This window comes from Pseudomonas sp. X10 (genome assembly GCF_054889225.1).
The window spans coordinates 381,340-402,181 of sequence record NZ_CM142677.1 but is presented as its reverse complement, the minus strand read 5'-3'; the positions used below and the strand labels follow the sequence as shown (position 1 = coordinate 402,181).

Genomic DNA, 20,842 nt, shown 5'->3' with positions numbered 1-20,842 from the left:
CATCACCGGGCGCGGTAACAGGCATCGGTTTGCACATTGGAGGGTGACGCGCCAAAAGGTGGCACGTCAGCCAAGGGCGGGCAAAAACAGCGCATTGCTCAGCATTCGATGGCGTTGACTGCAAGGCCGCCCCGCGAGGTTTCCTTGTACTTGTCGTGCATGTCGGCGCCGGTGTCGCGCATGGTGCGGATCACCCTGTCGAGGGAGATGAAATGCTCGCCGTCACCGCGTAGGGCCATCTGCGCAGCGTTGATCGCCTTGACCGCCGCGATCGCGTTGCGCTCGATGCAAGGCACCTGCACCAGACCGCCAACCGGGTCGCAAGTCAGCCCCAGGTTGTGCTCCAGGGCAATCTCGGCGGCGTTCTCTACTTGCGCCGGTGTCGCGCCCAACACTTCGGCCAGGCCGGCAGCGGCCATGGCGCAAGCCGAGCCGACTTCACCCTGGCAACCGACCTCGGCCCCGGAGATCGAGGCGTTCTTCTTGCACAGGATGCCTACCGCCGCCGCGCCGAGGAAGAAGTCGACCACGTTGGCCTCGGTGACTTCGTCGCTGAAGCGCATGTAGTAGTGCAGCACCGCCGGGATGATCCCGGCTGCGCCATTGGTCGGCGCGGTGACCATTCGCCCGCCGGCAGCGTTCTCTTCGTTGACCGCCAGGGCGAAAAGGTTGACCCACTCCATGGCGTTGAGGGTCGAGCCGATCACGTTGGGCTTGTTCAGCTCCTGCAGGCTGCGGTGCAACTTGGCTGCGCGGCGCCGTACATTGAGCCCGCCAGGCAGGATGCCCTCATGTTTCAGGCCGTTCTCCACGCAGTCCTGCATGGCGCGCCAAAGCTTGAGCAGGCCAGCGCGGATTTCCTCCTCACTGCGCCAGACCTTCTCGTTCTCCAGCATCAATTGCGACACGCTCATGTCGTTTTGCTTGCACAGCCTGAGCAGTTCCGCCGCGCTATTGAAGTCGTAGGGCAGGACCGTGTTGTCGGCGTCCAGCACACCGCTGGCGGCCTGCTCGGCATCCACCACGAAGCCGCCACCGACCGAGTAGTAGGTGTCACGGTGCAACTCGCCGTCCGCACCGATGGCCACCAGGGTCATCGCGTTGGGGTGGTAAGGCAGATTCTCGTCCAGCAGCAGCATGTCGCGGGCCCAGATGAAACTCACTGGCAGGCGCCCATCGAGCAGCAAGGTGTCGGTTTCGCGCAGGTCGGCGATACGCGGAATGATCTGGCTCGGGTCAATGGCATCAGGCCACTCGCCCATCAAGCCCATTATCACGGCGTTGTCGCTACCGTGGCCGATGCCAGTCGCCGAGAGCGATCCATACAGGCGCACTTCCACTCGCCGCACTCGCTCAAGCTCGCCACGCTCACGCAATCCCTGGACGAATAGCGCGGCGGCGCGCATGGGGCCGACCGTGTGGGAGCTGGAAGGCCCGACACCGATCTTGAACAGGTCGAACACGCTGATGGCCATTGTCGAATCACCTCTTGATGGGCTTGTCTCCCGTGCTTGCGGCAGCGGGTGGCGGAGCTGCTAAGCTAAAAACAGCGATCCGCCGCGAATGCACGCATCATCAAGCTTTTGTCAGCGCCTCCAACGTCTGCAACCGACGTACTTTTGTCCAGCAACGCCGCCCCTGAAATGGCCAGCCCTGCGCCGTTTTCTTGCGGCGCAGATACCGTAAAAGTGTCCTCAGGGGAGTGGAGAAACCTGTATGCGACATCGTCCGCACTGGATGCGACCCGTCCTGTACTGGATACGACCCACCCTGTAGGCGTTTGCCAAGCGCTGATAGATGATCGATAGCGACTCGATTGCACGGCCCCCGTCCCGCTGCCGCCAGGCAGCACCCGCCGACCGGTGCGCTCCAAGAAAGCACGGCGGCTCCGGGACACCCGAGACAACATACCAAGGAGTCCATCCATGAAAGGTTCACCCTCGCTGTTGCTGGCTGCACTCCTCAGTGTGCCGCTGCTGGCCCAGGCGGCCGAACCTGACCAATGTCACACGGTCAGGTTCTCGGATGTCGGCTGGACCGACATCACTGTGACCACCGCTGTGACCAGCGTCGTGCTCGAAGCCCTCGGCTACAAGACCCACACCACCATGATCTCGGTACCCGTGACCTACAAGTCGCTGGCAAGCGGCAAAGACCTGGACGTCTTCCTCGGCAACTGGATGCCGACCATGGAGAACGACATCAAGCAGTATCGCGATGCCGGCACCGTCGAGACGGTGCGCGCCAACCTGGAAAATGCCAAGTACACCCTGGCCGTGCCCCAGGCCCTGTACGACAAGGGCCTGAAGGACTTCGCCGACATTCCCAAGTTCAAGAAGGAACTCGACGGCAAGATCTACGGCATCGAGCCGGGCAATGACGGCAACCGCACCATCCAGAGCATGATCGACAAGAACGCCTTCGGCCTGAAGGACGCCGGCTTCAAGCTGGTCCAGTCGAGCGAGGCAGGCATGCTCTCCCAGGTCGCCCGTGCCCAGGACCGCGGCAATGACATCGTGTTCCTCGGCTGGGAACCACACCCGATGAACAAGCGCTTCAAGATGCAGTACCTGAGCGGCGGCGACGACTTCTTCGGCCCCGAGTTCGGCAAAGCGACGGTACTGACCAACACCCGCAAGGGCTATGTACAGGAATGCAGCAACGTCGGCCAGTTGCTGAAAAATCTGTCGTTCACCCTGGACATGGAAAGCACCCTGATGGGTAATGTCCTGGACGACAAGATCAAAGCAGACGCTGCCGCCAAGGCGTGGCTGAAGAACAACCCCCAGGTGCTCGACACCTGGCTGGCCGGAGTTACAACTGTGGATGGCAAACCGGGACTGGAGGCGGCCAAGGCCAAACTGACGCAGTAAGCACTTCCTGTGGCGGGACCGTGCCCGCCACAGGCTGACTTCAATCTTTGCAGGTGGAAGCTCGCTATCATGCTCATCGATCAAAAAATACCACTAGGCCAGTACATTGCGGCCTTCGTCGACTGGCTGACGCAGAACGGCGCCGCCTATTTCGACGCCATCGCCCAAGGGCTGGAATTCATGATTCATGGTGTTACCGGGGCGTTGACCTGGTTCAACCCCTTTGTCCTGATAGCCCTGATCGCGGCACTCGCCCACCTGATCCAGCGCAAATGGGCCCTGACCGCCTTCTGCGCCTTCTCCTTTCTCCTGATCTACAACCTGGGTTACTGGCAGGAGACCATGGAAACCCTCGCCCAGGTGATGTTCGCCACCTTCGTCTGCGTGGCCATCGGCGTGCCACTAGGCATCCTCGCCGCACACAAGCCGATGTTCTATACCGCCATGCGCCCAGTGCTGGACTTGATGCAGACGGTACCGACCTTCGTCTACCTGATCCCCACCCTGACCCTGTTCGGCCTCGGTGTGGTCCCCGGGCTGATCTCGACGGTGGTGTTCGCCATTGCCGCGCCGATTCGCCTGACCTACCTGGGTATCTGCGATGTGCCCCAGGAACTGCTCGACGCCGGCAAAGCCTTCGGCTGCTCGCGCCGCCAACTGCTGTCACGCATCGAGCTACCGCACGCCATGCCCAGCATCGCGGCTGGCGTCACTCAATGCATCATGCTCTCGCTGTCGATGGTCGTGATCGCCGCTCTGGTGGGCGCCGACGGCCTGGGCAAACCCGTGGTCAACGCACTGAACACCGCCGATATCGCCCTGGGCTTCGAAGCAGGCCTTGCGATCGTGCTGCTTGCGATCATGCTCGACCGTATCTGCAAACAACCCGAGTTACCGGTAAGAGGTGAAGCATGAGCATCATTCGCTTCGAAGACGTAGACGTCATCTTCTCCACTCGTCCGCGTGAGGCCCTCAGCTTGCTCGACCAGGGCATGACGCGGGAGCAGATCCTGAAGAAGACCGGGCTGGTAGTCGGGGTAGAGAAGGCCAACCTGGATATCGACAAGGGCGAGATCTGCGTACTGATGGGCTTGTCCGGCTCGGGCAAGTCCAGCCTGCTGCGTTGCATCAACGGCCTCAATACCGTCAGCCGCGGCAAGCTGTTCGTCGAACACGAAGGCTCGCACATCGACATCGCTCATTGCACACCGGCGGAACTGAAGATGATGCGCACCAAGCGCATTGCCATGGTGTTCCAGAAGTTCGCCCTGATGCCTTGGTTGACCGTGCGCGAAAACATCAGCTTCGGCCTGGAAATGCAGGGCCGCCCGGAAAAGGAACGGCGCAAGCTGGTCGACGAGAAACTGGAGCTGGTGGGCCTGACCCAATGGCGCAACAAAAAGCCCGATGAGCTCTCCGGTGGTATGCAGCAGCGGGTCGGCCTGGCCCGGGCCCTGGCCATGGACGCCGATATCCTGCTGATGGACGAACCCTTCTCCGCCCTTGACCCGCTGATTCGCCAGGGCCTGCAGGACGAGCTGCTGGAGCTGCAACGCAAGCTGAGCAAGACCATCGTCTTCGTCAGCCATGACCTGGATGAAGCCCTGAAGCTGGGCAGCCGCATCGCGATCATGAAGGACGGGCGGATCATCCAGTACAGCAAGCCGGAAGAGATCGTCCTCAACCCGGTCGACGACTACGTGCGCACCTTCGTCGCCCACACCAACCCGCTCAACGTGCTCTGTGGCCGTAGCCTCATGCGTACCCTGGACCAGTGCAAGCGGATCAACGGTTCCGTATGCCTGGACCCAGGAGGCGACTCCTGGCTGGACCTGGCGGAAGGCAATACCATCAAGGGCGCGCGTCAGGGCGTCAACGGCCTGGACCTGCAGAATTGGGCGCCGGGGCAGGCCGTGGAAGCCTTGGGTCGCAAACCAACACTGGTCCATGCCGACATCGGCATGCGCGATGCCCTGCAGATCCGCTACCAGACTGGCAACAAGCTAGTGCTGCAGGAAGGCAACAAGGTGGTCGGCATCCTGGGCGACAGCGAGCTGTATCACGCGCTGCTGGGCAAGAACCACGGGTGATGGTTTGGTCCGCTCCTACAGGTGCATCTCAATTTCCGCAACCGACGCGGAACCTGTAGGAGCGGGCTTGCCCGCGAAGAGCCTGTGAATCAGCGAACGACGATACCGCGCTGGGCCATGTAGGCCTTGGCTTCCGGCACGGTGTACTCGCCAAAGTGGAAGATGCTCGCAGCCAGCACGGCGCTGGCATGGCCTTCGAGGATACCGTCGGCCAGGTGTTGCAGGTTGCCCACACCACCGGACGCGATCACCGGAATGCCCAGGGCATCACTGATGGCACGGGTGACACCGAGGTCGAAGCCGTTCTTCATGCCATCCTGGTCCATGCTGGTCAGCAGGATCTCGCCAGCCCCCAGGCCTTCCATCTTCTTCGCCCACTCCACCGCATCCAGACCAGTCGGCTTGCGGCCGCCATGGGTGAAGATTTCCCAACGCGGCGTCTCGCCCGGGGCCGACACCTTCTTGGCATCGATGGCGACAACGATGCACTGGGAGCCGAAACGCTCGGCCGCCTCGCCGACGAACTCTGGATTGAACACCGCGGCCGTGTTGATCGACACCTTGTCGGCACCGGCATTGAGCAGGTTGCGGATGTCCTGCACGGTGCGCACGCCACCGCCCACGGTCAGCGGGATGAACACCTGGCTGGCCATGCGCTCGACGGTATGCAGGGTGGTGTCACGACCGTCGACGCTGGCGGTGATGTCGAGGAAGGTGATCTCGTCGGCACCCTGCTCGTCGTAACGACGGGCGATTTCCACCGGATCGCCAGCATCGCGGATGTTCTCGAACTTGACGCCCTTGACCACCCGGCCGTTGTCCACGTCCAGGCAAGGGATAATACGTTTTGCTAAAGCCATGAACTTCTCCGGTCACGGCAGTTGCAAGCTGCAAACTTCAAGCTGCAAGAGAAAAGCGGATCGCGGTCTTGCTCTTCTCTGGCAACTTGTCGCTTACAGCTTGCCACTGCTCGGGTAGTTGTCGCAGAAAGCCTGGGCCTCAGCGACGTCCAGGGTGCCTTCGTAGATGGCCCGACCAGTGATCGCACCAATGATGCCTGGCGCCTTGGCGTCGAGCAGGGCCTTGATGTCACCCAGGTTGTGGATGCCGCCGGAGGCGATCACCGGGATCGAAGTGGCTTCGGCCAGGGCCTTGGTGAAAGGCACGTTGCAGCCCTGCATCATGCCGTCCTTGGCGATGTCGGTGTAGACGATCGCCGAGACGCCATCGGCCTCGAAACGCTTGGCCAGGTCGATGACCTGCACCGAGCTGACTTCAGCCCAGCCGTCGGTGGCGACGAAGCCGTCCTTGGCATCCAGGCCGACGATGACCTTGCCCGGGAAGGCCATGCACGCTTCGGCGACGAACTCAGGCTGCTTGACCGCCTTGGTGCCGATGATCACGTAGCTGACGCCGGCCTTGACGTAGTGCTCGATGGTTTCCAGCGAGCGGATACCGCCGCCGATCTGGATCGGCAGGTCCGGGTAGCGCTTGGCGATGGCAGTGACCACTTCGCCATTGACCGGCTGGCCTTCGAAAGCACCGTTGAGGTCGACCAGGTGCAGGCGGCGGCAGCCCCCCTCGACCCACTTGGTGGCCATGCTCACCGGGTCATCGGAAAATACCGTGGAGTCTTCCATACGGCCCTGGCGCAGACGTACGCAGGCACCGTCCTTGAGATCGATAGCGGGGATAATCAGCATGCTCTTTCCTTCGTCAATTCAAGCGGCAAGCTGCAAGCCACAAGCTGCAAGCATGCGTGTCGGTTGTTCAAAAAAGCGCCAGACGTAATTCACTTGAAGCTTGCAGCCTGAAACTTGTGGCTTTCAGCTGCTCTTTTCCAACGCCCACAGGTCGCTTTCGATGCTCTCGAACCGCTCCTTGAGGTGCAGCTGAACATCGGCAATCGCCCTGTTGTAGTAATGCGGTGCAATTTCCTTGCTGAACAGCTCCAGGACCTCGGCCACCTCGAACGAGCCGAGCTGCAGCTCGAAGCGGTCTTCGAGAAAGTGCTTCAAGGTATCGAGCGCCTCGCGCTCCTGCTCAGGGGCCAGTGTGATGACCGGGGCTTTGGTCCGCGATCGGCTCATTACCAGCGCCCATCCCAGGCGATGAAGTTCTGCAGCAGTTGCAGGCCGTGGCTGTGGCTCTTCTCTGGGTGGAACTGCACGGCGAAGCGCGAACCGTCGGCCAGCGCCGCAGCGAAGTCGACCCCATAGTGGCCACGACCGACCACCTGGCCCGGCTTGCCGGCGGCGATGTAGTAGCTGTGCACGAAGTAGAAACGCGCGCGGTCGGGGATGTCGTGCCACAACGGGTGGTCGACGGCCTGGGTCACTTCGTTCCAGCCCATGTGTGGCACCTTCAGGTGCTCGCCGTCTTCCTTGAGGTCCTTGCCGAAGAAGCGCACCTGGCCTGGGAACAGGCCAATGCAATCGACGCCATCGTTTTCCTCGCTACGCTCCAGCAGCGCCTGCATACCTACGCAGATGCCGAGAAACGGACGATCCTGGCTGACCTCGCGGACCAGGCTGTCGAAGCCCAGGCGGCGGATCTCGGCCATGCAGTCGCGGATCGCGCCAACACCAGGGAACACCACGCGGTCAGCCTCGCGGATTACCGCTGCATCACTGGTGATCAGGACCTTGCCGGCACCCACGTGCTCCAGGGCCTTGGCCACCGAGTGCAGATTGCCCATGCCATAGTCGATAACGGCTACTGTCTGCATCAGAGGCAACCCTTGGTGGACGGCATCTGCCCGGCCATGCGCTCATCCTGCTCCACCGCCATGCGCAGGGCACGGCCGAAGGCCTTGAACACCGTCTCGATCTGGTGGTGGGTGTTGTGGCCACGCAGGTTGTCGATGTGCAGGGTCACCAAGGCGTGATTGACGAAGCCCTGGAAGAACTCCTGGAACAGATCGACGTCGAAGCCACCAACCGATGCGCGGGTGTAGGGCACGTGCATCTGCAGGCCCGGACGGCCGGAGAAGTCGATGACCACCCGCGACAGGGCCTCGTCCAGCGGCACATAGGCATGGCCGTAACGGCGGATGCCCTTCTTGTCACCGATAGCCTGGGCGAACGCCTGGCCGAGGGTGATGCCGACGTCCTCGACGGTATGGTGGTCGTCGATGTGCAGGTCGCCCTTGCACTCGATGTCCAGATCGATCAGACCATGCCGGGCGATCTGGTCGAGCATGTGTTCAAGGAAAGGCACGCCGATATCAAATCGGGCCTTGCCGCTGCCATCCAGGTTGATCGAGGCCTTGACCTGGGTTTCCAGGGTATTGCGCTCGACGGAAGCCTTACGTTCGACCATCACCAGCTCCGCAAAATCATTGGGCGAAAAGGGCATCATTATAGGCCCAGAAGCGCACGGCTTGAAACGCGGATGACATATGGCAGGGGAAATTGTCTCGCATCACTCTTTTTGGGTGTTGCAGTCTCCAGGATAGGAGCCAGCGCCAGCTGACACTGGCTCCTACCGGTATGGCGTCAGGTCAATGGAACAACACCGCCGTCTTCTGCAGCGTCACCCAGATCCCCCACGCCAGCGGTACGCCCACCACCAGCCAGGCGGCAACCGCCAGAGGCCGGCTGCCCGGCGCGGCCTTCCACTCCAGGGAGCACGTGCTGTCAGCCCCTTGGTCATGGCTCAGCGCACGCTCTGCAGCCAGCTCGGCATCGGTCATGAAGTACTTGTCGGCCACCGGGCGCACCAGCATGTTGCAGATGAACCCCAGCACCAGCAGGCCGGCGAGGATGTACAGGGTGATGTCATAGGCTGCCGCCCGCTCCACACCCAACGCCAGTTGGTACTCGCGCAGGTAGGTGATCAGCACCGGGCCCAGCACGCCTGCCGCCGCCCAGGCGGTCAGCAGTCGACCATGGATGGCGCCGACCATCTGGGTACCGAACAAATCGGCCAGGTAGGCCGGCACCGTGGCGAAGCCACCGCCATACATCGACAGGATGATGCAGAACGCCGCGACGAACAGAGCCACGTTGCCCAGGTGCCCCATGTTCGGCACCAGCGCATACAGCGCTACGCCCAAGGCGAAGAAGGCGAAATAGGTGTTCTTGCGCCCGATGTAGTCAGAGAACGAGGCCCAGAAGAAGCGTCCGCCGATGTTGAACAGGCTGAGCAGGCCAGTGAAACCTGCGGCGATGGCAGCGATCTGCGCCAGTTGCGCGCTGTTCAGCTCGCTGAAGCTCAGCTCATTGCCCAGCAGCTTGCCCGCGAACACTTCCTGTAGCAGCGGCGAAGCCATGCCAAGGATGCCAATGCCAGCGGAAACGTTCAGGCATAGCACCAGCCAGATCAAAGCAAACTGCGGGGTTTTCCACGCAACACTCACGTGTACATGGCGATTGGTGATCATGCCGTTGGCTTTTTTCAGCGGGGCAGTCCAACCCTCCGGCTTCCAGCCGGTCGGCGGCACGCGGTAGGCCAGCGCGCCCCCGGTCATGAACACGAAGTAGATCAGCGCCATGACCACGAAGCTTTGCCATACCCCCACCTCCTGCGCCGTAGCGAAATGGCTCATCAAGGCGGTCGCCAATGGTGCGCCAACCATCGCGCCACCGCCGAAGCCCATGATCGCCATGCCGGTGGCCATGCCGCGCTTGTCCGGGAACCACTTGATCAGCGTCGACACCGGCGAAATGTAGCCCAGCCCCAGACCTATCCCGCCGATCACCCCCGAACCCAGCCACATCAGCCACAGCTGATGGGTATGCACGCCCAGCGCCGAGATCAGCAGGCCGCCACACCAGCACAGCGCCGAGACCAGGCCAGCCTTGCGCGGACCGGCGTGCTCCAGCCATCCGCCCAGAACCGCAGCGGAGCAACCAAGGAAGACGAAGAACAAGGTGTAGATCCAGCTCAACATCGAGATCTGCCAGTCGCAGTCAGCACTGAACAGGCGGGCGATGAACCCCATGTCCGGCGCGCAGGCCACCGGCGAGGTGATGCCGATCGCCTGGGACAGTGGCAGCCAGAACACTGAGAAGCCATAGGCCATGCCGATGCACAGGTGGATGGCCAATGCGGCTGGAGGTACCAGCCAACGGTTGAAGCCCCGGCGGGCAATGATGCGTTCCTTGGACAGGAAACCCGGTGCTGTCGCGATACCCCCTGCCGTGATGCTGCTGTTCATGCGTGGTTCCTTTGTAGGTAGGCGCTTATGGATTCAATGCCCGGCTCTGGTATGAATGCACGCAGGTGATTCCGGCCGTTTTCGGCAACGTACGCGACAAAAGGCCGCAGCTCGCACCAAAAGCGGCGCAAGATTAGCATTTGCCGCAGCCAATGAAAGCCATCTGACACTGTTGTTTTTGCATCGGCTGAATCCATTCAAGGAACTGTGATGCCCCTGGCTGTCGAAATCCTGGTGCAGGCGACCTGGCCGCACTCGGCCGCGCCTCTGCAAAAGTATCTGCCGGCCTGCCTTTCGACCCAGCGCCAAAGCCAAATTGCACTTAAACGTTTGTAGGAAATGCCCTGTATCTCTTGTCGGATACTCAGGGGCCGCAGTCACGGCGTTATACTCTGCGGCTGAATTTTCAGAAAAATCGACTACAAGGACTCGCCCATGAAAGCGTTCGGCAAAATCCTGGGGCTTGGGCTTCTCGGGTTGTTGCTGATCATCGTGGCTCTGGGCTTCGCCCTGACCCACCTGTTCGATCCCAACGACTATAAAGACGAGATTCGCCAGTTGGCTCGCGACAAGGCGCACGTCGAGCTGACGCTCAACGGCGACATCGGCTGGAGCCTGTTCCCCTGGCTGGGGCTTGAGCTGCATGAAGCCAGCGTCGCCACCTTGAACAATCCCAAGGAGCCGTTCGCCGACCTGCAGATGCTTGGCCTGTCCGTGCGTGTGCTGCCCTTGTTGCGCCGTGAAGTACAGATGAGCGACGTACGCGTCGAAGGCCTGAACCTGAACCTGGCCCGCGACGAGCACGGCCACGGCAACTGGGAAGACATCGGCAAACCGCTGCCGGCACAAGACGCCAACGGCGCGCCTGCCGCAGCGTCCGGCAACCCAGCGGCGGACGAAGCCAAGCCAAGCCAGGACAGCGGCAACGAACGCATGGTCAAACTGGACATCGACAGCCTGACCGTCAACAACGCCCGGGTGCAGTACACCGATGCCAAGACCGGCCAGACCTTCGGAGCCGAAAGCATCCAGTTGAGCACTGGCGCGGTGCATGAAGGCTCGAACATCCCGGTGAAGATGACCGCCTTCCTCAATGTCGGCGAGCCGAACCTGCGCGCCCGCACCGAACTCAGTGGCGAGCTGCGCTTCGACCGCAAGCTCAAGCGCTACAACTTCGAAGACATGCGCCTGAGCGGCGAAACCTCGGGCGAACCCCTGGCCGGGAAGACCATGACCTTTGCCGCCCAAGGCCAACTCCTGGTCGACTTGGCTGCCAACGTCGCCGAGTGGAATGGCCTGAAGGTTTCGGCCAACCAACTGCGTGCCCTCGGCGAGCTGAGCCTGCGCGACCTGGACAAAACCCCGCAGCTCAGCGGCGGCCTGTCGATCGCCCAGTTCAACCTGCGCACCTTCCTCGACAGCGTCGGCCATCCGCTGCCAGCCACCACCGACCCGGAGGCATTCGGTAAGGTCGAGCTGGTCAGCCGCCTGCAAGGCACTCCGAACAGCCTGGCCCTGAACGACCTGGCTGTGAAGCTTGACGACAGCACCTTCAGTGGCCGCATCGCCGTCGAGGACTTCGCCAAGCAAGCCCTGCGCGTGCAACTCAAGGGCGACAGCTTCGATGCCGACCGCTACCTGCCGGCCAAGAGCGAGGAAGCCAAAGGCGCCAGCGCCGCGCGCCAGGCCGAGGTCAAGCAGCAGGAGACCCGCGCCGTGACTGGCACCACTCCCCTGCCGAACGCCCCGACCCAAGTGGCCTGGAGCACTGACAAGCTGCTGCCGGTGGACCGCCTGCGCCAGCTCGATCTGCAAGCCGACCTGAGCTTCGGCGCACTGACGCTGGACAAGCTGCCGATCAGCAACGCCAGTCTCAAAGCCCGTGGCCAGGGCGGCTTGGTCACCCTCGAGACCCTACGCGGCGGCCTCTACAACGGCAGCTTCGAAGCCCACGGCAACCTCGACGTACGTCCGGCCGTTCCGCAAGTCGGCGTCAGCACCAAGATCAATCGCGTGCCCGTGGAGCACTTCATCAAGACGGAAGGGGAAAACCAGACCCCACCAGTCAAGGGCCTGCTGACCCTGTCCAGCGACCTGACCGCCTCCGGCAACAGCCAAAAGGCCCTGATCGATACCCTCAACGGCAACGCCAGCTTCACCATCAGCGATGGCGTGCTGGTCAATGCCAATCTGGAGCAGCAGCTGTGCCAGGCCATCGCCACCCTCAACCGCAAGCAGCTCAGCGGCGAGCCACGCGGCAAGGACACACCCTTCCAGGAGCTCAAAGGCAGCCTGGTCGTGCGTAACGGCGTTGCCAGCAACCCAGACCTGAAGGCGCGTATCCCTGGCCTGGCTGTCAACGGCAATGGCGATCTCGACCTGCGCGTGCTGGGCATGGACTACCACGTCGGCGTGGTCGTCGAAGGCGACCAGCGCGCCATGCCGGACCCAGCCTGCCAGGTCAACGAACGCTACGTCGGCGTCGAACTGCCGCTGCGCTGCCGTGGCCCACTGGAGCTGGGCGCCAAGGCTTGCCGCCTGGACCAGGATGGGCTGGGCAAGGTTGCCGCCAAGCTGGCCGGCAACCGCATCAACGAAAAACTGAACGAGAAGATCGACGAGAAGCTGGGCGACAAGGTCAGCCCGGAGCTGAAGGACGCACTCAAGGGGTTGTTCAAACGATGAGCCCCGAGCAGTTCTCCGGCGCCGTACTCGACTGGTACGACCGCCATGGCCGTCATGACCTGCCCTGGCAACAGGGCATCACCCCCTACCGGGTGTGGGTCTCAGAAATCATGCTGCAGCAGACCCAGGTCAGCACCGTGCTCAACTACTTCGATCGCTTCATGCAGGCCCTGCCGACCGTGCAGGCGCTGGCCGAGGCGCCAGAAGACGAAGTGCTGCACCTGTGGACCGGGCTTGGCTACTACACTCGTGCACGCAACCTGCAGAAGGCGGCGAAGATCGTCGTCGAGCAGTATGGCGGCGAATTCCCGCGCAGCGTCGAGCAGCTCACCGAACTGCCCGGCATCGGCCGCTCCACCGCTGGCGCCATCGCCAGCATCAGCATGGGCCTGCGTGCACCGATCCTCGATGGCAACGTCAAGCGCGTGCTGGCCCGCTATACCGCCCAGGAGGGTTACCCGGGCGAGCCCAAGGTGGCCAATGCCCTGTGGGCCAACGCCGAACGCTTCACTCCACACGCCCGGGTCAACCACTACACCCAGGCGATGATGGACCTTGGCGCCACCCTGTGCACCCGCAGCAAGCCCAGTTGCTTGCTGTGCCCGCTGCAACGCGGCTGCGAAGCGCACATGCTCGGCCAGGAAACCCGCTACCCAGTGCCCAAGCCGCGCAAGACGCTGCCTCAGAAGCGCACGCTGATGCCGCTGCTGGCCAACCACGAAGGCGCCATCCTGCTTTACCGCCGCCCTTCCAGCGGCCTCTGGGGCGGGCTGTGGAGCCTGCCTGAACTGGACAGCCTCGAGCAACTCGACGACCTCGCCTACCAGCACGGCCTGCGCCTGGCCGACAGCCGCGCCATGGACAACCTGACCCACACCTTCAGCCACTTCCAGTTGGCCATCGAACCCTGGCTGGTGCGTGTCGACCCGGTCGGCCAGCACGTGGCCGAGGCCGACTGGCTCTGGTATAACCTGGCCACCCCGCCGCGCCTGGGCCTTGCCGCCCCGGTCAAGAAGCTGCTCAAACGCGCGGCCGACGAATTGATTGCAGGAGAGCCGCAATGACCCGCACCGTAATGTGCCGCAAATACAAAGAAGAACTGCCAGGCCTGGAGCGCCCACCGTACCCGGGCGCCAAAGGCCAAGACATCTACGAGCACATTTCGCAGAAGGCCTGGGCTGACTGGCAAAAGGAACAGACCATGCTGATCAACGAGAAGCGCCTGAACATGATGAACGCCGAGGACCGTAAATTCCTCCAGGGCGAAATGGACAAGTTCTTCTCCGGCGAGGACTACGCCAAGGCCGAAGGCTACGTTCCACCTAGCGAATGACCCCGAAAAATCGTAAGCGACGGAATTAATTTAAAAAATTTTCAAAAAGTCGTTGACGCAAACCTGAAAAACCCTTTTAATGCGCCCCGTTGCCCAGATAGCTCAGTCGGTAGAGCAGGGGATTGAAAATCCCCGTGTCGGCGGTTCGATTCCGTCTCTGGGCACCACTAATACCGAAACCCCTGAATCGCGAGATTCAGGGGTTTTTTGTTTGTCTGGGATTATTGTTGGACGCAATGCCCAGGTAAAAGCCAGCGTCAGCTGGCGATGAGCTCGTCACCTGGCCAATGCCTCCACCAAGCGCCGTGCCGCCTCGAACAGCGAGACCTGCGCCCCACTGACCTGCGACGCGACGATCAACCCCTCGCCCAGCAGGAAAAGCTGCTCCGCCACCCCTTCCCCCCTGAACCCCGCCTCCCGGCAGACCTGCTCCAGCACGTGCCGCACCTTCAGCTTGTGCTCATGGGCCAGCCGGTGCGGAGGCTCGGCGGCATCGGCGTACTCAGCAGCAGCGTTGATGAAGGCACAACCATGAAAGCTGCCGCTACGCGCCCAGCCCTCAAGGAAATCGATATAGGCCAGCGCACGCAGGGCCGGCTCTGCTGTGGCCAGTGCGCTTTCCAGGCGAGCCATGAAGTCTTCGTCACGCCGCTGCAGCGCCGCTTCGATCAGCGCCTCCTTGCTGGGAAAGTGCCGGTACAGGGTCTTCTTGGTCACCCCTGCCTCCTGGCTCAGTTGCTCGACGCCAGTACCGTGATAGCCCTGACGGTAGAAAACCTGCAGCGCCGATTCAGCAATCTTGTCCGAGGTACTCATGGCACACCTTTGATCTGGAGAGTTTCACACAGTGTATACCGATCGGTTGACTCGCAGGTAAACCGGTCGGTATCCTCGCCGAACTTTTCCCGCCCGGAGTCTCCGCCCATGCCCTTCAAGTCCAAGGCCCCTGCTGCTCCTTCCCTGCATTTCAGCCTGATCTCACTGCTTGGCGCAGCACTGGCCATCGGCATTACCGGTTGGCTCAGCCAGGTCTCGGCCGCGCCCTGGCTGATGGCGCCGTTCGGTGCCAGTTGCGTGCTGGCCTTCGGCATGCCCGACTCACCGCTCGCGCAACCACGTAACATCATCGGAGGCCATGTAATAGCCACCCTGGTCGGCCTGCTGGTGCTGCATACCCTGGGCGATAACTGGTGGGCTGCTGCCTTGGCCGTGGGCCTGGCCCTGGCAGCCATGCAACAGACCCGCACCTTGCACGCCCCTGCCGGGGCCAACCCGCTGGTGGTGATCGCCAGCCATGCACCGCTGAGCTTCGTGATCACCCCTGTGCTGGCAGGATCGCTGGTGATCGTTGCCGTGGCCTGGTGCTTGAACAACGTACGACAACCCAATAGCTACCCGAAGTACTGGTACTGATTGATCGACATCAATACGCCACTATCGGGTCGCCCTAGAATGCCTGGTGGACATTCGAAACGACCCGACAGGCCCTCCATGAGCGAAGAATCCACCAGCACTCCATTACTCCCCGCCTCAGCCGAGCCCCTCTCCGGCCCCCGTACCACCAGCACGCCTCGGGCCCGCCGCCCGCGCAGCCGTAAACCTGCCGCCACTCCTGTCCCGGAAACCGACATCAGCGCCATCAGCCAACAGCCGGTCGCCCTGGAAGTCGCCACTGCCCGCCATGGCAGCAATGAAGACAGCACCTCGGCCAAGCTGCCGGCCAGCTACCCCTACCGCAACCGCATGCGCCGCCAGGAGTACGAGAAAGCCAAGCACACGCTGCAGATCGAGCTGCTGAAGGTGCAGAGCTGGGTGAAGGAAACCGGCCAGCGCGTCGTGGTGCTGTTCGAGGGCCGCGACGCAGCTGGCAAGGGCGGTACCATCAAGCGCTTCATGGAACACCTGAACCCACGTGGCGCACGGATCGTCGCCCTGGAGAAGCCGTCCGAGCAGGAGAAAGGCCAATGGTATTTCCAGCGCTACATCCAGCACTTGCCGACCGCTGGGGAAATGGTCTTCTTCGACCGCTCCTGGTACAACCGCGCCGGGGTCGAGCGGGTCATGGACTTCTGCACGCCGCTGCAATACCTGGAGTTCATGCGCCAGGCCCCAGATCTGGAGCGCATGCTGTGCAACAGCGGCATCCAGTTGTTCAAATACTGGTTCTCGGTGAACCGCGAAGAGCAACTGCGCCGCTTCATCTCGCGTCGCGACGACCCACTCAAGCACTGGAAGCTCTCGCCCATCGACATCAAGTCACTGGACCGCTGGGATGACTACACCGCCGCCAAGGAAGCCATGTTCTTCCACACCGACACCGCCGACGCGCCCTGGACGGTGATCAAGTCCGATGACAAGAAGCGCGCACGGATCAACTGCATCCGGCACTTCCTGCACTCGCTGGACTACCCCGGCAAGGACCTGAGCGTGGCGCACCTGCCCGATCCACTGCTGGTAGGCCGGGCCTCGCGCGGCTTCGAGGAAGATGAACAGCAGGAGGCCGGGCTGGCGCTGCCAGCCTGAGGACGACAAGCGAGGCTTGGGTTTACCAGGCAACTGCGTTTCAATACGCGCATTTTCCAGACTGACCAAGGTTGAGCCCATGGCCTCCAACAGCAAGCAACAGAAACGCGCCAAGCGCGCCGCCACCAAGGCCAAACAAAACCGCATGGTACGCAGCGGCCAGGCGGTCAAGGCCAGCAGTGGCGAAAGCACCAGCGTCGAGCAGGTATTCAACAAGGCCATGGAATCGGGTAGCTACAACGACCTGTTCGAGAAAATGAAGCAGGCCCAAGAAAACGGCCTGGTGCCAATGATTTCGGTATTCCTGGTCGATCCGTTGCTGACACTGGTACTCAAGGGCCACAAGGAAGAGCACGCCACCGACTACATAGTCCTGGTCTTCACTGCCTACCGTAAATGGCTCGACGGCGCCGACGAAGACACCACCATGGCCTGGCTGGAAAGCGATGAGTTCCAGGAAGCCTATGTGGCAGCCTCGGAAGCCGTGGCCAAGCAGCAACAACAGCAAAAGCAGTTCGGCTGACCCAAGCTGCACACAAGCCAGCTAGGCAGAGTGACCTGCCGGGCAACCCACTAAAAAGGCCGCGCCCCTCACAGGGCGCGGCCTTTTGCTTTCGACTACGCGAGTCAGCTATCCAGCGCCACCTGCCCGGCAGCATGACGCTCGGCCTTACGCTTGCGCTGCACCAGCAGGCCGGCAGCGACCACAGCGATACTCAGCAGCGCCGTCGCGACGATTTCGGCACGGTGATCCGGACGGGTCGCCATGACCACCAGCACCGCCACGATAAAGATGATCGCCGCCCAGGTCAGCCCTGGGAACAGCCACATCTTGAACGCGATCTGCTCGCCGCGGGCCACGCGCTGACGACGCATGCGCAGTTGCGACACGGCGATCACCAGGTACACCAAGAGGGCAATGGCGCCGGAACTGGCCAGCAGGAACTCGAAGACCTGCGACGGCGCCAGGTAGTTGGCGATCACGGTGAGGAAGGCTGCAGCAGTGGACAACAGCACTGCCCAGTGCGGGGTACCGGCCTTGGTGGTGCGTTGGGCCAAGGCCGGGGCGTCGCCCCGCTTGCTCAGGGAGAACAGCATGCGCGAAGAGGTGTACAACGCCGAGTTCAGGCAACTGGTCACGGCAATCAGCACGACGATGTCCACCACCAGCTTGGCATTGGGCACGCCGATCATGCTCAGCACGGTCTGGTAGGAGCCGGATTCGGCCAGGGCTGGGTCGTTCCACGGCACCAGGGCCACGACCAGGAAGATCGACACCAGGTAGAACAGGCAGATACGCCAGATCACCGAATTGGTCGCCTTGGTGATCTGCTTGCCCGGGTCCTTGGATTCGGCGGCGGCGATGGTGACGATCTCGGTGCCCATGAACGAGAACATGGTGGTCAGCATTGCGGCTAGCACGGCACCCAAGCCGTTGGGCATGAAGCCCTGAGTATCGAACAGGTGGCCGGCACCGCTGACCTGGCTGTTAGGCACGAAACCGAACATGGCCGCGCAAGCGACGACGATGAAACCGACGATGGCCAGCACCTTGAGCAGGGCGAACCAGAACTCGAACTCACCGTAATTCTTCACGCTGAACAGGTTGGTAGCGGTCAGCACCAGGGTGATGACCAGGGTGAAGACCCAGAAGTCCACGGCAGGGAACCAAGCGTGGAGAATGGCCGCTGCGGCGTTGGCTTCCAGCGGGATCACCAACACCCAGAACCACCAGTACAGCCAGCCGATGGTAAAACCGGCCCAATGGCCGATGGCGCGGTCAGCGTAAGTGGAGAAGGAGCCGGTGTCTGGCGAGGCAATGGCCATCTCGGCCAGCATGCGCATCACCAACACGACCAGGGTGCCGGCGGCAGCGTAGGCCAGCAACACGGCCGGGCCGGCTTGGGCGATCGCATGGCCGGAACCGACGAACAGGCCGGCGCCAATCACGCCCGCGATGGACAGCATGGTCACATGCCGTTGTTTGAGCCCCTGAGCGAGGTCATTGGAATTGTGCGTACCGCTCATAAAACTACCTTTGCAAGGAGTGGCTATCCAAATCAGCTGGGCCTGGTGTGCAGCATCAATAACGTGCGCCCGGCCCGGTGCCGGGGGTTCTGGCAATAACCGCGCCACATGAGAATGACTTTCGTCTGAAACATCTCGCAGCCCCGGAAAACAGGGGCCGCGGGGCCTTTCTGCCAACCTTTGACCGAAAGACCGCCAAAATGCCATGCCAACACGTTATTACTGAAATACTCACTTACAACTGCACAAAAGGTGCTCCTAAGTAACACCTACGCACAAAACAGGTGCACGAAAAAGCGCAACCCAACGGCGCAACTCATGAAGCACGCAAATAGGTCGAGGGTAATACCCGGCCAAAAACGTCTTCCCAGGCACGGCCAAAGCTGGCACCATCGCGCCTTTTTTCATCAGGGCTTCTAGGCTGGGCAGCACGCCGGCGGACATCCGCGCGACAGTCCACTGCACCGATGCGACACCTGCCCTGCCAGCAACCAATTGCCCTTGCGACCTGGTTGGCTGTCATTCCGCCGCTATGCTAGCTTGGCGCTCGCCAGGAAAGGCCGCCAACAGCTGGGATCGCACCCGAACACATGAGGACCGCACATGGCCGAGGCCACGCCCGCGCTGGAAATCCGCAACCTGCATAAACGCTACGGCGATCAGGAGATACTCAAGGGCATTTCGCTGACCGCTCACGACGGTGCCGTGATTTCGATCCTGGGGTCATCCGGGTCAGGCAAGTCCACCCTGCTGCGCTGCATCAACCTGCTGGAGAACCCGCACCAGGGCCAGATCCTCGTCGCCGGTGAAGAGCTCAAGCTCAAGGCGACCAAGAACGGCGAACTGGTCGCCGCCGACAACCGCCAGATCAACCGCCTGCGCAGCGAGATCGGCTTTGTCTTCCAGAACTTCAACCTGTGGCCTCACATGTCGATCCTCGACAACATCATCGAGGCCCCCCGCCGTGTGCTGGGCCAGAGCAAGGCCGAAGCCATCGAGCACGCCGAGGCGTTGCTGGCCAAGGTCGGCATCCACGACAAGCGCCATGCCTATCCGGCACAGCTTTCCGGTGGCCAGCAGCAGCGCGCCGCCATCGCCCGGACCCTGGCCATGAAGCCCAAGGTCATCCTGTTCGACGAGCCGACTTCGGCCCTCGACCCGGAAATGGTCCAGGAAGTGCTTAATGTTATCCGCGCGCTCGCCGAAGAAGGCCGCACCATGCTACTGGTAACCCACGAAATGGGCTTCGCCCGCCAGGTGTCCAGCGAAGTCGTCTTCCTGCACCAAGGGCTGGTCGAAGAGCAAGGATCGCCGCAGCAGGTTTTCGATAACCCGACCTCGGTGCGTTGTAAGCAATTCATGTCCAGCAACCGCTAACGGAGCAACACGCATGCAGACCTACAAGAAATTCCTCCTGGCAGCTGCCGCCACGCTGGTGTTTTCGGCCAACGCCATGGCTGCGGAAAAACTGCGCATGGGTATCGAAGCGGCGTACCCGCCGTTCAACAACAAGGACGCCAGCGGCCAGGTGGTCGGCTTCGACAAGGACATCGGTGACGCCCTGTGCGCCAAGATGAAAGTCGAATGCACGGTGGTCACTTCCGACTGGGACGGCATCATCCCGGCCCTGAACGCCAAGAAGTTCGACTTCCTGGTCTCTTCGCTGTCGATCACCGACGAGCGCAAGCAGGCCGTTGACTTCACCGAGCCCTACTACTCCAACAAGCTGCAGTTCATCGCGCCGAAGAACGTCGACTTCAAGACCGACAAGGACTCGCTCAAGGGCAAGATCATCGGCACCCAGCGCGCCACCCTCGCCGGTAGCTGGCTGGAAGACAACTACGGCAACGACATCACCATCAAGCTGTACGACACCCAGGAAAACGCCTACCTCGACCTGACCTCGGGCCGCGTCGACGCCATCCTGGCTGACAAATACGTCAACTACGACTGGCTGAAGACCGATGCAGGCAAAAACTACGAGTTCAAGGGCGACCCGGTGGTCGAAAGCGACAAGATCGGCATCGCCGTTCGCAAGGGTGACGACAAACTGCGCAACGACCTGAACGCCGCCCTGAAAGAAATCATTGCCGACGGTACGTACAAGAAGATCAACGACAAGTACTTCCCGTTCAGCATCTATTGATTC

20 protein-coding genes and 1 tRNA gene are annotated in these 20,842 nt (G+C 62.0%); 12 read left to right on the top strand and 9 right to left on the bottom strand.

What is annotated here, in order from left to right:
- Nucleotides 1-98: 98 nt before the first annotated feature.
- On the bottom strand, nucleotides 99-1,475 hold the full coding sequence (locus ACYU03_RS01895) for an L-serine ammonia-lyase (protein WP_461887853.1): 1,377 nt from the start codon (nucleotides 1,473-1,475) through the stop codon (nucleotides 99-101).
- A 450-nt stretch (nucleotides 1,476-1,925) separates the two neighbouring features.
- On the opposite strand from ACYU03_RS01895, the gene ACYU03_RS01890 reads away from it, so the two are divergent.
- From ACYU03_RS01890 to choV, 3 genes are all read left to right on the top strand, one after another.
- Nucleotides 1,926-2,873, top strand: a complete 948-nt coding sequence (locus ACYU03_RS01890; RefSeq protein ID WP_461887852.1) for a choline ABC transporter substrate-binding protein — start codon at nucleotides 1,926-1,928, stop codon at nucleotides 2,871-2,873.
- Between the two features lie 66 nt (nucleotides 2,874-2,939).
- A complete protein-coding gene (gene choW / locus ACYU03_RS01885) occupies nucleotides 2,940-3,788 on the top strand; it encodes a choline ABC transporter permease subunit (RefSeq protein WP_461891354.1) in 849 nt (282 codons plus the stop codon).
- Nucleotides 3,785-4,963, top strand: a complete 1,179-nt coding sequence (choV, locus tag ACYU03_RS01880; RefSeq protein ID WP_461887851.1) for a choline ABC transporter ATP-binding protein — start codon at nucleotides 3,785-3,787, stop codon at nucleotides 4,961-4,963. The genes choW and choV overlap by 4 nt, the downstream gene beginning before the upstream one ends.
- Before the next feature lie 89 nt (nucleotides 4,964-5,052).
- Here choV and hisF read toward each other — a convergent pair whose 3' ends face one another.
- The 6 genes from hisF to ACYU03_RS01850 all read right to left on the bottom strand — a co-directional run bounded on the left by hisF (nucleotide 5,053) and on the right by ACYU03_RS01850 (nucleotide 10,124).
- Nucleotides 5,053-5,823: an imidazole glycerol phosphate synthase subunit HisF gene (hisF, locus tag ACYU03_RS01875; protein ID WP_461887850.1), complete on the bottom strand. Its 771-nt coding sequence runs from the start codon at nucleotides 5,821-5,823 to the stop codon at nucleotides 5,053-5,055.
- 93 nt (nucleotides 5,824-5,916) lie between these two features.
- A complete protein-coding gene (gene hisA, locus ACYU03_RS01870; protein ID WP_461887849.1) occupies nucleotides 5,917-6,666 on the bottom strand; it encodes a 1-(5-phosphoribosyl)-5-[(5-phosphoribosylamino)methylideneamino]imidazole-4-carboxamide isomerase in 750 nt (249 codons plus the stop codon).
- Nucleotides 6,667-6,789: 123 nt separating this feature from the next.
- Nucleotides 6,790-7,053, bottom strand: coding sequence for a DUF2164 domain-containing protein (locus tag ACYU03_RS01865; RefSeq protein ID WP_461887848.1), 264 nt, complete (start codon nucleotides 7,051-7,053; stop codon nucleotides 6,790-6,792).
- A complete protein-coding gene (gene hisH, locus ACYU03_RS01860) occupies nucleotides 7,053-7,691 on the bottom strand; it encodes an imidazole glycerol phosphate synthase subunit HisH (protein WP_461887847.1) in 639 nt (212 codons plus the stop codon). Before hisH ends, ACYU03_RS01865 begins: the two co-directional genes overlap by 1 nt.
- A complete protein-coding gene (gene hisB, locus ACYU03_RS01855) occupies nucleotides 7,691-8,284 on the bottom strand; it encodes an imidazoleglycerol-phosphate dehydratase HisB (RefSeq protein WP_166885280.1) in 594 nt (197 codons plus the stop codon). The genes hisH and hisB overlap by 1 nt, the downstream gene beginning before the upstream one ends.
- A 181-nt stretch (nucleotides 8,285-8,465) precedes the next feature.
- Nucleotides 8,466-10,124 carry an OFA family MFS transporter gene (locus ACYU03_RS01850; RefSeq protein ID WP_461887846.1) on the bottom strand — a complete coding sequence of 553 codons (1,659 nt, stop codon included), beginning with the start codon at nucleotides 10,122-10,124 and terminating at the stop codon, nucleotides 8,466-8,468.
- Between the two features lie 435 nt (nucleotides 10,125-10,559).
- Here ACYU03_RS01850 and ACYU03_RS01845 point away from each other — a divergent pair, with 435 nt between their 5' ends.
- From ACYU03_RS01845 to ACYU03_RS01830, 4 genes are all read left to right on the top strand, one after another.
- The gene (locus tag ACYU03_RS01845; protein WP_461887845.1) at nucleotides 10,560-12,809 is read left to right on the top strand and encodes an AsmA family protein; all 2,250 of its coding nucleotides are present in this window, start codon (nucleotides 10,560-10,562) and stop codon (nucleotides 12,807-12,809) included.
- Complete coding sequence (gene mutY / locus ACYU03_RS01840; RefSeq protein WP_461887844.1) at nucleotides 12,806-13,873, top strand: A/G-specific adenine glycosylase; 1,068 nt, start codon at nucleotides 12,806-12,808, stop codon at nucleotides 13,871-13,873. Before ACYU03_RS01845 ends, mutY begins: the two co-directional genes overlap by 4 nt.
- Nucleotides 13,870-14,142 carry an oxidative damage protection protein gene (locus tag ACYU03_RS01835; protein ID WP_461887843.1) on the top strand — a complete coding sequence of 91 codons (273 nt, stop codon included), beginning with the start codon at nucleotides 13,870-13,872 and terminating at the stop codon, nucleotides 14,140-14,142. Before mutY ends, ACYU03_RS01835 begins: the two co-directional genes overlap by 4 nt.
- A gap of 91 nt (nucleotides 14,143-14,233) precedes the next feature.
- Nucleotides 14,234-14,309 (top strand) — tRNA-Phe (locus ACYU03_RS01830).
- A 109-nt stretch (nucleotides 14,310-14,418) separates the two neighbouring features.
- Here ACYU03_RS01830 and ACYU03_RS01825 read toward each other — a convergent pair.
- A complete protein-coding gene (locus ACYU03_RS01825) occupies nucleotides 14,419-14,958 on the bottom strand; it encodes a TetR/AcrR family transcriptional regulator (protein WP_461887842.1) in 540 nt (179 codons plus the stop codon).
- 108 nt (nucleotides 14,959-15,066) lie between these two features.
- Here ACYU03_RS01825 and ACYU03_RS01820 point away from each other — a divergent pair, with 108 nt between their 5' ends.
- The 3 genes from ACYU03_RS01820 to ACYU03_RS01810 all read left to right on the top strand — a co-directional run bounded on the left by ACYU03_RS01820 (nucleotide 15,067) and on the right by ACYU03_RS01810 (nucleotide 17,188).
- Entirely contained in the window at nucleotides 15,067-15,555 is a 489-nt protein-coding gene (locus ACYU03_RS01820) for an HPP family protein (RefSeq protein WP_461887841.1), read from the top strand.
- A gap of 78 nt (nucleotides 15,556-15,633) precedes the next feature.
- Nucleotides 15,634-16,665, top strand: coding sequence for a polyphosphate kinase 2 (ppk2, locus tag ACYU03_RS01815; RefSeq protein ID WP_461887840.1), 1,032 nt, complete (start codon nucleotides 15,634-15,636; stop codon nucleotides 16,663-16,665).
- Between the two features lie 79 nt (nucleotides 16,666-16,744).
- Entirely contained in the window at nucleotides 16,745-17,188 is a 444-nt protein-coding gene (locus tag ACYU03_RS01810; RefSeq protein ID WP_461887839.1) for a hypothetical protein, read from the top strand.
- A gap of 104 nt (nucleotides 17,189-17,292) precedes the next feature.
- Here ACYU03_RS01810 and gabP read toward each other — a convergent pair whose 3' ends face one another.
- Nucleotides 17,293-18,693, bottom strand: coding sequence for a GABA permease (gene gabP / locus ACYU03_RS01805; protein WP_461887838.1), 1,401 nt, complete (start codon nucleotides 18,691-18,693; stop codon nucleotides 17,293-17,295).
- Between the two features lie 603 nt (nucleotides 18,694-19,296).
- Here gabP and ACYU03_RS01800 point away from each other — a divergent pair.
- Nucleotides 19,297-20,070, top strand: a complete 774-nt coding sequence (locus ACYU03_RS01800) for an ABC transporter ATP-binding protein (protein WP_461887837.1) — start codon at nucleotides 19,297-19,299, stop codon at nucleotides 20,068-20,070.
- A 13-nt stretch (nucleotides 20,071-20,083) separates the two neighbouring features.
- Nucleotides 20,084-20,839, top strand: a complete 756-nt coding sequence (locus ACYU03_RS01795) for an ABC transporter substrate-binding protein (protein WP_461887836.1) — start codon at nucleotides 20,084-20,086, stop codon at nucleotides 20,837-20,839.
- Nucleotides 20,840-20,842 lie beyond the last annotated feature (3 nt).